The 13,196-nt window shown below is 72.4% G+C and carries 5 protein-coding genes; 1 reads left to right on the top strand and 4 read right to left on the bottom strand.

Features of this window, described 5'->3' with window-relative positions:
- Positions 1-100: 100 nt before the first annotated feature.
- Genes PKF00_RS21335 through PKF00_RS21345 form a run of 3 tightly spaced genes read right to left on the bottom strand, consistent with a single transcriptional unit; the run spans position 101 to position 3,819 of the window.
- On the bottom strand, positions 101-874 hold the full coding sequence (locus PKF00_RS21335) for a sporulation protein (protein ID WP_271219346.1): 774 nt from the start codon (positions 872-874) through the stop codon (positions 101-103).
- Positions 875-899: 25 nt separating this feature from the next.
- Positions 900-2,147, bottom strand: coding sequence for an SPFH domain-containing protein (locus PKF00_RS21340; RefSeq protein ID WP_271219347.1), 1,248 nt, complete (start codon positions 2,145-2,147; stop codon positions 900-902).
- A 1-nt stretch (position 2,148) separates the two neighbouring features.
- Positions 2,149-3,819, bottom strand: coding sequence for an SPFH domain-containing protein (locus PKF00_RS21345; protein WP_271219348.1), 1,671 nt, complete (start codon positions 3,817-3,819; stop codon positions 2,149-2,151).
- Positions 3,820-4,047: 228 nt separating this feature from the next.
- On the opposite strand from PKF00_RS21345, the gene uvrB reads away from it, so the two are divergent.
- Complete coding sequence (uvrB, locus tag PKF00_RS21350; RefSeq protein WP_271219349.1) at positions 4,048-6,159, top strand: excinuclease ABC subunit UvrB; 2,112 nt, start codon at positions 4,048-4,050, stop codon at positions 6,157-6,159.
- 189 nt (positions 6,160-6,348) lie between these two features.
- Here the strand turns inward: uvrB and PKF00_RS21355 are convergent, their stop codons facing one another.
- On the bottom strand, positions 6,349-13,041 hold the full coding sequence (locus tag PKF00_RS21355; protein ID WP_271219350.1) for a non-ribosomal peptide synthetase: 6,693 nt from the start codon (positions 13,039-13,041) through the stop codon (positions 6,349-6,351).
- Between the last annotated feature and the right edge of the window lie 155 nt (positions 13,042-13,196).

Below are 13,196 nucleotides of genomic sequence, written 5' to 3' on the forward strand. Positions count from 1 at the left end.
CGGAGTGTTCTGCCGACGGGCCCGCTCCCGCTGATCCACCGCCCACGACGGCCCCGGTCGGCGGGTGCGACGACCGGGGCGCGAGCCGTGCCGTGAGACGTCAGAACCAGCCGCGGTGCTGGGCCATCGAGTGGAGACCGGCGCGAAGCGACTGCTCCACCTGCCCCGGGTGGTCGTTGTAGCGGACCGTGAACCGGTTGTAGGTGTCGTGGCTGGAGCTCAGGAAGCCGCCGCGCTTGTCGGCCTCCAGGATGACGTCCATCGACTGCGGGCCCGAGATGAAGGTCAGTTCCAGCTCGCTGAAGTGCCGGCCGTACTCGTGGCCCGCGTAGTACTCGATCTCCTGGAAGAACGGCATCCGGGAACCGCGCAGCGTGCCGCGCTCAAGGTCGGCCTTCTTGAAGCGGAAGCCCATGTTGTCCAGCGCGCCCAGCACGTGGTCCTGGGCGGGCAGCGGGTTGACGAACAGCGGGTCGAGGTCGCCCTTGTCGAGGGCCCCGGCCAGGGACAACTCGGTGGAGACGCCCAGCTGCATGCCGCGCAGCGGGTGGCCGCCGATGGCGCTGATCGGGGTCTCCCACGGCACGGGGATCTCGAAGGGGGCCGTCTGCGGGGCGCCCGCCGCGAGGTGGAAGGGGCCGGTGATCTGCTGGCGCAGGAAGCTGTAGGTCGACCTGTACTCGTTGTCGCCGCTCTCGACCTCGACGACCGCGGTGAAGTCGATGAAGATGCCCTCCACCTTGTAGTCGGAGCCGCCGCCGCGGAAGTTGACCTGTCCGCGCAGGATCTCGCCGGGGCGGACATTGGAGTTCTGCAGCACCGTGTCGACCTCGACACCGGCGCCGAAGGCGGCCATGAGTTTACGGAACACCATTGGGGACTCCTGGAGTTGAGAGATTTCAGTTAGGTTCAACGGGCGGCTTGACCTGGTCGTTCCCCGCGCCGATCTGCGGCAGGAGCTGGGCCAGGAGCATAGTGGACAGTGTGGAGGTCTCGCCGGAGGCGCCGCCGGTGCGGACGACGACGGGACGCGGGGCGTTCTCGGCGAGCCTGGCGCCCACGTCCAGGCGGCGGCGGGCCAGCTCGTACTGGAGCACGGCGCGGTTGTCGCGGTAGGAGTCGGCCAGCCTGCGCAGCCCCTTGGCCTCGTTCTCCGCCGAGGTGAGCTCGGCCCTGCCCTTGGCCTCGATCTCCCAACGCACCCGCTGCGCCTCGGTCTCGTGCTCCTCCAGCATCCGGGCGACGTCCTTGCGCGCGGTGTTGGCGGCGGCCCTGACCTCGACGATGCGGGCGTCCCTCGTCTTCTTCGCCCGCTCGATCTCCATGAGCAGGGTGTCGATCCGGCGCTTGCGGGTCAGCTCCCACTCCCGCTCGAAGGCCGACAGTTCCTTGGCGACCTTCTCACGGGTCGCCAGGTGCTGCTGGTACTGGTCGGGCAGCTGCACGTCGGGGATGTTGGCGCCGGTGATGCGCACGCCGTACCTGCCGAGCTGGCGGGTCAGCAGCTCCTGCATGTCGCCCACGTCGGAGCCGCGCAGGTCGTAGGCCCGCTCGGTGTGGACCCTGCGGCTGCGCTGACGGATGGCGTCCTGTACGGCGCTGCTGAGCACGAGGTCGAAGTTGCCCGCGCCGATCGTCCTGACGAAGGCGACCGGATCGACGATGCGGAACTTCAGGAAGAACTCGATCGACTTCAGCGGCACGTTCTCCGCGGTCGGGCAGGCCACGATCGGGGCGGAGTAGGGGATCTCGGTCGAGGTGTCGACGACCGCGTCGACCCGGTCCCACGGCAGCCACAGGTAGTGGCGGCCAGGCGGCAGCGTGCCGACGATCGCCCCCCACCGGCTGCGCACGCCGGTCGTGCCCTCCTCGATCTCGATGATGGCCCGGCGCCACAGCCAGACCAGCGCCGCGAGCAGCGACAGCACGGCGCCGACCGCGGCCAGGGCGGCCAGGGCCCCGCCGCCCAGCAGCGCCGTGCCCGCGAGGTAGAGCGCCAGCAGCAACAGCGCCACCCAGGCGAAACCCCTGCGGTCCTTGGGGATGACGACCGGGACGAGCTGGCCCGACTCCCCGCCGCGCAGCAGCTGGCGGATCTCCGACCACGAGGCCAGGGATTCCTTGATCTTGGAGAACTCTCGGCTCATCTCAGACGTCTTCCTGCGCGACGGGTGCGGCCGTTCCCGCGGGTTCCGCGGGTCGGATGGTCCTGGTGGCCGAGGGGAGGCCGGCGACCGGGGCGTCCTGCCGGCCCCGTCCGGTCTCCGCGGTCTCGCCGCTGTCCGCGACGGGGTTGAGCAGGGCGGAGATCTCGGCCTCCCGGCCCTCGACCCGCCTGCCGATCTCGGTGATCCTGGCCCTGATCGCCGCCATGTCCGACTCGGAGAACAGCTGTGTCTCACGGCTGCCGACGAGCTGCCTGGCCAGGGCGAGCAGGTCGATGTCCGTGCTCTCGCCGACCTGCACCACGCGGGGCAGATGGGCGGCCACGGCCTCGAGCTTGTCGAGCAGGTCCTGCTGGAAGCGGTAGTCCAGGATCTCCGGCGCCTCGGCCGCGCTCAGCGCCCTGATGTCCAGAGCCTGGGCCTCCAGCAGCGCCGCGTTGGCCTTCGCGGTCGACTCCGCCTCGACCAGCCGCTGGCTCGCCTGGGCCTTGGCCTGGTGGGAGGCGCGCTCCAGCGCCGTGTCCATCCGCGCCTGGTATCCGGCGATCTCGGCGTGGATGGCCGACAGCTGCTCCTGCAGCCCGGCGAGCTCCTTGACCAGGTCTCCCTCGTTCTGCTCCTTGCGCAGCAGCAACTCGTACTCGTAGGTGTACGCCTCCTTGGCGACCCGGATCATCTCCGGCGCGGCCAGGTCCATCCGGTACTCCTGGCTGGACGGCTCCGCGTGGGTGATGTTCACGTCGGTGAGCCGTACCGCGGGCAGGAACTGCTGGTTGAGGCTGTCCAGCATGCCGAGGGTGCTCTCGCCGACCAGGTCGTAGATGTCCTCGGCGCGCTGGGCGTAGATGAGGGAGCGGGTCACCTCGCTGATCGCGTTCTGCAGCTTGGCCTGGAAACCGCTGACCGAGCCGAGCACGAAGATGAACTCCGCCGGGTCCTCGATCCGGAACTGCAGGAACAGGTCCACGCTGGCCTTGACGCCCTGCTGGGTCGGGGCTTCGCGGATGGGCGCGTTGAAGGGGTACTCGCGGGTGGTGTTGACGATGTAGCTGACCCGCTTCCACGGGTTCAGCAGCGTCACCCGCCCGGGCTCCGCGATCTGCACGAGCTTGCCGAACTTGGTGATCAGCGCCTTGCAGCCCTCCGGCACCATGACCACGCTCCGCCGCCACCACAGGAACGCCGCGGCCAGCACCAGAACGGCCCAGTAGTGCGGCCCGAAGAGCACCCGCGCGCTCTCGGGCAGGCCCGTGGCGACCAGGCCGACCAGGCCCAGTCCCGCCAGCACGACCAGGGGGACGACGATCCGCGCCGTGGTGCCCTTGGGGATCACCACGGGGGAGATGACGTGGACCGCCTCGCCGTTCTGGCCGTCACCGGTGAAACTGCGGTTGACGATCTCCCCGGCCTCGTTCAGCGAGGCGCTACGGGCCTCGATGAGCGTGCCGACGGACACGCCCTGCTCGCGTGCGGCCAGGAAGTCCGCGGGGTTGAGCGCGAACCCCTTCTCACCCACCTGACCGGACACCTGATTGGCGATCTGACCGGCGACCTGCCCAGCGACCTGTCCGGCGATCTGGCGTAGATCGCCGCCCTGGCCGTACGCCTGGGCGGCGGCCATCGCCGACTGGATGGCCTCTCTTGGGCGGGACATCACACCTCCGGTGGATCCGTTTGTCGAAAGCCCGATATATCACGCTTGGTGATCGCATGCACGCAATGACAGTAAAGAACATGTGGCTTGCGGTCTGCTTGACATGCGGTTGAAGGACGTGCACGCCGGGGTGCGGGCGGGAGGCTGGGGCGGGCGGGAGAGAGAACGAGGGGCAGGGGTCGGTGATCGGGACCGGGAATGTCGGTGGCGCCGCCTACAGTGGTCAGAGTGAGGCCGGTAACAGATTTGCAGCGCAAGGTGGCCCCCTTCGAGGTCGTCACCGACATGACCCCTTCGGGCGACCAGCCGACCGCGATCGCGGAGCTCGAGCGACGTGTGAAGGCGGGTGACAAGGACAACGTCCTGCTGGGCGCCACGGGCACGGGCAAGACGGCGACGGTCGCCTGGCTCATCGAGCGGCTGCAGCGGCCGACCCTGGTCATCCAGCCCAACAAGACGCTCGCCGCGCAGTTCGCCAACGAGCTGCGCGAGATGTTGCCCAACAACGCGGTCGAATACTTCGTCTCCTACTACGACTACTACCAGCCCGAGGCGTACGTCCCGCAGAGCGACACCTACATCGAGAAGGACTCCTCGATCAACGAGGAGGTCGAGCGGCTGCGTCACTCGGCGACCAACTCGCTGCTGACCCGCCGCGACACGGTCGTGGTCGCGTCGGTCTCGTGCATCTACGGCCTGGGCACCCCCCAGGAGTACGTCGACCGCATGACCGCGCTGAAGGTCGGCCAGGAGATCGAGCGCGACACGCTCCTGCGCCGCCTGGTCGACATGCACTACACCCGCAACGACCTCGCCTTCACCCGGGGCACCTTCCGGGTGCGCGGCGACACGATCGAGATCATCCCGAAGTACGAAGAGCTCGCCGTGCGGATCGAGATGTTCGGCGACGAGATCGAGAAGCTCTCCACCATGCACCCGCTGACGGGTGAGGTGATCACGGAGGACGAGGAGCTCTACATCTTCCCCGCCTCCCACTACGTCGCGGGCCCCGAGCGGATGGACAGGGCCGTCCGGGACATCGAGGCCGAGCTGGCGGAGAGCCTGCAGACGATGGAGCGGCAGGGCAAACTGCTCGAGGCCCAGCGGCTGCGCATGCGCACCACCTACGACCTGGAGATGATGCGCCAGATCGGCACCTGCTCCGGCATCGAGAACTACTCCCGCCACATGGACGGCCGTGCCCCGGGCAGCGCGCCCAACACCCTCCTCGACTACTTCCCCGAGGACTTCCTGCTGGTCCTGGACGAGTCACACCAGACGGTCCCGCAGATCGGCGCGATGTACGAAGGCGACGCCTCCCGCAAGCGCACGCTCGTCGACCACGGCTTCCGCCTGCCCTCCGCCCTGGACAACCGGCCGCTGAAGTGGGAGGAGTTCCTGGAGCGGATCGACCAGACGGTCTACCTGTCGGCCACCCCCGGCTCCTACGAGCTCGGCCGCTCCGGAGGCGACGTGGTCGAGCAGGTGATCAGGCCGACCGGCCTGGTCGACCCCGAGGTGATCGTCAAGCCCACGAAGTCCCAGATCGACGACCTCGTCCACGAGATCAGGACGCGCACCGAGAAGGACGAGCGGGTCCTGGTCACCACGCTGACCAAGAAGATGTCGGAGGACCTCACCGACTATCTCCTGGAGCTGGGCATCCGGGTCCGCTACCTCCACAGCGAGGTCGACACGCTGCGCCGCATCGAGCTCCTGCGCGAGCTGCGGATGGGCGAGTTCGACGTGCTGGTCGGCATCAACCTCCTCCGCGAGGGCCTGGACCTGCCCGAGGTCTCGCTGGTGGCCATTCTCGACGCCGACAAGGAGGGCTTCCTCCGCTCGGAGACCTCGCTGATCCAGACCATCGGCCGCGCGGCCCGCAACGTCTCCGGCCAGGTGCACATGTACGCCGACCGGATCACCCCCTCCATGGAGCGGGCGATCGAGGAGACCAACCGGCGCAGGGCCAAGCAGACGGCCTACAACGAGGCCAACGGCATCGACCCCCAGCCGCTCCGCAAGAAGATCGCCGACATCCTCGACTCGCTCAACCGCGAGGACGCCGACACCGCCCAGCTCCTCGGCGGCAGCGGCCGCCAGCAGTCGCGCGGCAAGGCCCCGGTTCCCGGCTTCGCGGTCAAGCAGGTCGGCCAGCACGCCAAGGCGATCGCGGGCGAGATGCCCAGGGCCCAGCTGGAGGCGCTGGTCGAGTCGCTCACCGATCAGATGCACCAGGCCGCCGCCGACCTCCAGTTCGAGGTGGCGGCCCGGCTGCGCGACGAGATCAAGGAGCTCAAGCGAGAGGTCCGCGACATGCGCGAGGCCGGAGTCTCCTGAGCCGAGGTCCGTCGAAACGTCTTCGGGACGGCTCCGGGCGTACGACCGTGGTGATCCCCGTCCCCTCGCTGGGGCGGGGCATCGGCGGGTTCCCGGTCCCGTCGGCGGGTTCTCGGCCACCGGTGGGTTCTTGGTCCCGCCGGTGGGTTCTCGGTCATCGTAGGGTCCGGTGCCGTCGGCGGGGGCCGGTCACCCGGTGGGGCCGTCCGGCTCCAGTTCGGCCAGCGCCTCCGCCACCAGGTCTTCCAGCGCCAGCGCCAGCGTCTCCACGGTGGCGTTGGCGAACAGCGTCCGGATCGGCACCTCCACGCCGGTCTCCGCCCGTAGCCGCGACACCAGCCGCACGGCCAGCAGCGAGTGACCGCCCAGGGCGAAGAAGTCGTCCAGCGCGCCCACCCGCTCCAGCCCGAGCACCTCGGCCCAGACCTCCGCGACGAGTTCCTCGGTGTCGGTCCTGGGCGGGACGTGCCCGGCGCCGGCCTGCGGGCCGGGAGCCGGGAGCGCGGCGACGTCGACCTTGCCGGAGACGGTGAGCGGCAGGGTGTCGAGCCACACCCACGCGTCGGGCACCAGATGCCGGGGCAGGACGGAGGACAGGTGTGCGCGCAGTTCCTCGGCCGTCCCGCCGCCCACGACGTAGGCGGCCAGCACGTCGCCCCGCGCCACCACGGCCGCGCGGGACACCTTGGGATGGGCGAGCAGCCGTGTCTCGATCTCGCCGGGCTCGATCCGGTGCCCCCGGACCTTCACCTGCGCGTCGAGCCGGCCCAGGAACTCGATCCGCCCGTCGGGTCGCAGGCGGGCGCGGTCGCCGCTGCGGTAGAGCCGGGACCCGGGCGGTCCCGAAGGGTCGGGGAGGAAGCGCTCGGCGGTCTGGCCCGGCCGCCGGTGGTAGCCCAGGGTGATCCCGGGGCCGCCGAGGCACAGCTCACCCGGGGCGCCCGGCGGGACCGGCCGCCCTGCGGGGTCCAGGATCCACGCCGTGGCACCGCCGATCGGGCGGCCGATGGGCGGCGTCTCGCCGTCCGTTCCGGCGGCGTCCCCCATGGCGGCGTTCTCCCTGGCCGAGCCGGTCGCGCCCGCCCCGGTCAGCTCGGCCGCCGTGGCGATGACGGTCGCCTCGGTCGGCCCGTAGGTGTTCACCAGCCGTACCCGGTCGCCGAACCGCTCCCGCCAGCGGGCGACGTGCGTCCCGTGCACCTGCTCCCCGCCGAGGACGACCAGTCGCAGCGACGCGGGCCAGGCCACCTCGTCGATCGTCTCGACGAGCCGGTGCCAGTAGGCGGTGGGCAGGTCCAGCACCGTGATTTCGTTCCCCCGGGGGGAGGCCAGCAGGTCGGGCAGGGTCGCGGCCCCGTCCGGCAGCATCACCACGCACGCCCCGGCGGCGAGCGCGGGATAGATCTCCTCGGCGTGGGTGTCGAAGCTCAGCGAGGCGAACTGCACCACGCGGTCACCGGGGCCCAGGCCGTAGTGCTCGCGCATCCACGAGACCCGCGCGGCCAGGCCGCCGTGCGTGGCGACCACGCCCTTGGGGACCCCGGTGGAGCCCGAGGTGTAGATCAGGTAGGCGGCCTCTCCGGGCATGGGGACGCGACCGACGCCGGGGCCGTTCTCGCCGCCGCGGCCCTCCGCCCCGGCCTCGGCACCGGTTCCCCCGCCGAGCTCCCCGGTCTCCGCCTCGGTTTCCGCTTCAGCCTCGGGTTTCGCTCCGGTGCCGTTCTCCGCCCCGGTCTCCGCTCCGGCCTCGCTCTCCGTTCCGGCCCCGGTCTCCGCGCCGGTGTCGTCCTCCGTCCCGGCCCACGCTCCGGTCGCGGAACCGCCGTCACCGGCGTCGTCCAGGACGACCGTCGGCACGCCGGGCGGAAGCCGTACGGCGTGTCCGGCGGTGGTCACCACGGCCGCCGCGCCGCTGTCGCCGACCAGGAACGCCAGCCGTTCGGCAGGGTATGCCGGGTCCAGCGGCAGGTAGGCGGCTCCGGCCCGCCACACGGCCAGCAGCGCGGGGACGGTGTCGGCGGTCCGGCCGAGGCAGACGCCCACCACGTCGCCGGCGCTCACCCCGCGCTCCCGCAGGAGGGCCGCCAGGGCGGCGACGCGCGCGTCCAGGCCGGCGTAGCTCAGCGTTGACCCGCCGCACTCCACCGCCGTCGCGCCGGGATGGAGTCGTACGGCCCGCGCCACCTCCTCGGGCACGCTCACCGTCCCGGCGGGACCGCCGTCGGCCGCGCGGGCGAGCAGGGCCTCGTCCTCGGCGGTCAGCACCGGCAGCGCCGAGACCGGCGTGTCCGCGAGGGACGGCAGGGCCCGCAGCAGGACCTCGAGACGGCCGGCCATCGCCGCGACCGTGGCGGCGGTGAACAGGCCGGTGTCGTAGCCGAAGACCAGGCTCAGGCTGCCGGGACCGCGCCACGCCTCCAGCATCAGGTCGAACTTGGCCTGCGCGTACCCGTGCTCGAACGGCTCCGCGCTCAGCCCGCCGAACCGTCCGCCGGGGCCGGTGTCCGCGTCCTGGCTGTGCAGGATCATCATCGTCTGGAACAGCGGGGTCCTGGTCGGGTCGCGTTCGATCTCCAGCGCGGGCAGCAGCCGCTCGAACGGCACCTCCTGGTGCTCCATCGCGCCCAGCACGGTCGTCGCGGTCCGGGCGAGCAGGTCGCCGAAGGACGGGTCGCCGGAGAGGTCGGCGCGGAGCACGAGCGTGTTGGTGAAGTAGCCGACGACGGGCTCGAGCTCGACCCGGTCGCGGCCCGCGGTGGGGGAGCCCACCGCGAAGTCGTGCTGTCCCGAGTGGCGCGACAGCAGCACCTGGTAGGCGGCGAGCAACAGCATGAACAGGGTCGCGCCGCGCGAGCGGGCCAGTTCCTCCAGCCGGGCGGCGAGGTCGCCGGGGATCCGGAGCGGGTGGAAGGCGCCCCCGTGACCGGCCCCGGCCGACCGGGGCCGGTCGGTGGGCAGGTCCAGGGCGGGCACGCCGGCGAGCCGGTCCCGCCAGTAGGCCAGCGACTCCTCCCCGGCACCCAGCGCCTCCCGCCGCCGCTGCCACAGCGCGAAGTCGCCGTACTGGACGGGCGGCTCGGGCAGACCCGCGTCCGTCCCCCGCACCCGCGCGTCGTAGAGCAGGGTCAGCTCCTCGAACATCACGTTGAGCGACCAGCCGTCGCCCAGGATGTGGTGGACCACCCCGCACAGCACATGGTCCCCTGCGCCGAGCGTGAGAAGCGTCCAGCGCAGGGGCGGCGCCGCCTCCAGGTCCAGGGGGGCGTTGACCCGCGCGGCCGTCGCGGCGCGGGCTTCGGCCTCGCGCCGGTCGGCGGGCAGGTGCGACAGGTCCAGCTCCTCCAGCGGCACCGGGCCGGGGGGCTCGACCACGGTGCGCGGCAGGCCGTCCTCGTGCGGGAACCGGGTGCGCAGGCTCTCGTGCCGCGCGGCCAGGACGCCCAGAGCGCCGCGCAGCGCCTCGCGGTCGAGGGGGCCGCGCAGCCGCCGCACGAGGTACATGCTGTAGGAGGCGTCGGCCGGGTCGAGCCGGTGCAGGAACCACAGGCGTTCCTGCGCGGCCGACAGCGGCACGACGGCGCCGGGCTCGCGGCGGCGCAGCGGCACGGCCCGCCGCCCGGTGAGCGTCTCGAGGACGGCGGCCAGGTCGGCCACGGCCGGGCGCAGGAACAGCTCGCGGACCGGCAGGTCGACGCCGAGGGCGTCGCCGAGGCGGGCCACCGTCTTGATGGCGAGCAGCGAGTGACCGCCCAGGGTGAAGAAGTCGTCGAGCGCGTCGACGTCGTTCCGCCCGAGCACCTCGGCGAAGGTCGAGGCGACCAGCCGCTCGGCCGGCGTGCGGGGCGGGGTCGCGGCCCGCTCCCGCCGCGACGGGCCCGGGGCGGGCAGGGCGCGGCGGTCGATCTTGCCGTTGGGGGTCAGCGGCAGCGAGTCCAGCGTCACGAAGACGGTGGGCGTCATCCAGGACGGCAGCCGCTCGGCGACGGCGGCGCGCAGGTCCTCGGGGGCCGCGTCGCCGACGACGTAGGCGACCAGCAGCTCGTCACGGACGGCCACCACGGCCTGGCGCACGCCGGGGTGCTCCTCGACGACGCTCTCGACCTCCCCCAGCTCGATGCGGTGGCCGCGGAGTTTGACCTGGTTGTCCGAACGGCCGAGGTACTCCAGGGTTCCGTCGGGGTGCCGCCGCACGACGTCGCCGGTCCGGTACAGCCGGGCGCCCGGCGGGCCGAACGGGTCGGGCACGAACCGGTCGGCGGTCAGGCCGGGGCGGCGCAGGTAGCCGTCGGCGAGTCCGTCGCCCCCGATGAGCAGCTCACCGGGGGCTCCGGCCGGGGCGAGCTCGGCGTTGCGGCCCATGACGTGGACCCGGGTGTTGGCGATGGGGCGCCCGATGCGGACCCGGGTGGGGTTCTCCGGGACGTCCCAGGCGGTGGACCAGATGGTCGTCTCGGTCGGGCCGTACACGTTGATCAGGCGGCGGACCCGGGCGCGCAGCCGTACGGCCTGCGCGAGCGGGAGCGCCTCGCCGCCGACCAGGGCGGTCAGCCGCTCGTCGTCGAAACCCGCGTCGAGCAGCGGCCACCAGCCCGACGGGGTGGCCTGGACGTGGGTGACGCCGGTGTCGCGGATGAGGCGGGCCAGCCGGGCGCCGTCCCTGGCGGTCTCGCCGTCGGCGACGACCACGGTGCCGCCGGTGACCAGCGGCAGGTAGAGCTCCAGCGCGGAGATGTCGAAGGACAGTGAGGTGAGGGCGAGCCAGACCTCGTCGCGGCCCGTCCCGGGAGGAGCGGCGGGAGCGGCGTGTCCAGCGAGGCCGGGACGGTCCTCGTGGCCGGGGTGGTCCCCGGAGGCGGGACGGTCGCCGGAGGCGGGGAGGTCCCCGTGGCCGGGACGGTCGCCGGGGGCAGGGGTCCCGGGGTCGGCGTCGAGCAGGTCCCGCATCGCGACCAGGAAGTTGACCAGCGCGCCGTTGGGCACGACGACGCCCTTCGGCCTGCCGGTGGAACCGGAGGTGTAGAGCACGTACGCGGGGTCGGCCGCCCGCCGCGCCCTCGCGGGGAATCCCTCCGGAGGCTCGGCGGCGGCGGTCTCCTGATCGACGTCCCCGGCGCCGCCCGGGGCGTCGACCAGGATCACCCGGGCCCGTCCCGCGGGCAGGTGCCCGGCCAGGGAGCCGTGGGTCAGCAGCAACGCGGGGTCGGCGTCCTGCAGGACCAGCGCGACGCGGGCCGGGGGGTAGTCGGCGTCGACCGGCAGGTAGGCGGCTCCGGTCTTCATGACCGCCAGCAGGCCGACCACCATGTCGGCCGACCTGGGCAGACTGACCGCCACCAGCTCGCCGAGGCCCGCGCCGCCCGCGCGCAGACGCGCGGCCAGCCGTTCGGCGGCGGCGTCCAACTCGGCGTAGCGCAGGACGGTGTCCCCGGCGACCACGGCGGGCGCGTCCGGCGTGGCGCGGGCCCGCTCCTCGAACATCGTCACCATGGCGGGCACGGCGGGAAGCGGCCGGCCGGTCCGGTTGAGGTCCTCGACCAGGACGCGCCGCTCCTCGCCGCGCGGGGCGAGCAGGTGCGACAGACGCGCCTCCGGCTCCTCCACGAGGCGTTCGAGCAACGTCTGGTAGTCGCGGGCGTACCCGGCGACGGTCTCCGCGTCGAACAGGTCGGTGCTGTAGGTGAGCATCATCCGGTGGTCGTCGCCGGCGTTGAAGATCTGCAGCGCCAGGTCGTACGGCGAGGCGTGGAAACCCGAGTCGGCCATCTCCACGCGGACGCCGGGCAGCGCGAGGTCGGCGTCCCCCATGCTGTGCAGCACGAAGACGGTCTGGAACAGCGGGTTGCGGCTCAGGTCGCGTGCCGCGTCCGAGCCCTCCAGGGCCCGCTCGGCCGGCACCCGGCGGTGCTGGAAGGCGCCCATCACCTTCCGCCTGGTCTGCCGGAGCAGGGCCCGGAAGGCCGGGTCGCCCGACAGGTCGCCGCGGAAGACGAGAGTGGTGACGAAGTGGCCGATGACGGCTTCGTACTCCACGCGGTCCCGGGAGGCCGCCACCGAGCCGACGGACACGTCGTCCGCTCCGCTCCGCCCGGCCAGCAGGAGCTGGTAGGCGGCCAGGAACACCATGAACGGCGTGCAGCGCTCGGCGCGGGCGAAACGCTGCACCCCCTCGACGAGATCCCGCGGCAGGGGGACCTGGTGGGAGGCGCCCCGCGTGCCGCGGACCGCGGGGCGGGGCCGGTCGGTGGGCAGTTCCAGCGGGGCGGCGCCGGTGAGCTCCCGGCGCCAGTAGGCGAGGCTCTCGGCCGCCTCGTCGCCGTCGAGCATCAGGCGCTGCTCGGCGACGAAGTCGCCGTACCCGCAGGGCGGCGGGGGCAGCGGGGACGGCTTGCCGTCGAGGAAGGCGGTGTACAGGGCGGTGAGCTCGCCGATCAGGACGCCGAAGGACCAGCCGTCGCAGACGATGTGGTGGGCGACGACGCACAGCACGTGGTCGCGGGGGCCGAAGGCGATCAGGCGGACCCGCAGCAGCGGCCCCTCCGCCAGGTCGAAGGAGCCGTTGGTCCATTCGGACAGCAGGGTCGCGGCCTCCTCGTCCCACCGGCCGGCCGGGATCGCGGTGCGGTCCACGACCTCCAGCCGGATCCGGCCCGGCGGATCGACGACCTGGACCGGCAGGCCGTCATGGGAGGGGAAGCGGGAGCGGAGCTGCTCGTGCCGGGCGACGACCTCGCCGAGCGCGCGGTCGAGCAGCCCGGCGTCGACCTCGCCGTACAGGCGGGAGGCGCTGAGGACGTTGTGGGAGGCGTCACCGGGATCGAGCCGGTCGAGGAACCACATGTGTTCCTGGCCGAATGAGAGGGACTGGTCCGGCATCGCGTTCATGGGGAGGTTCTCCTGAAAGGCCCCGCGCCCGTCCCGGACCGCGAGGGGCGGACGGCGGATCGCGGGACGATCCCTGCTTCGGTCGTTTTATGCCACGTCGGACGAGCACGCGGCGATCAACAGATGAAACACTCCCGACGAGGATGATCCTGGAC

Source organism: Streptosporangium carneum (genome assembly GCF_027922005.1).
Lineage (GTDB): Bacteria > Actinomycetota > Actinomycetes > Streptosporangiales > Streptosporangiaceae > Streptosporangium > Streptosporangium carneum.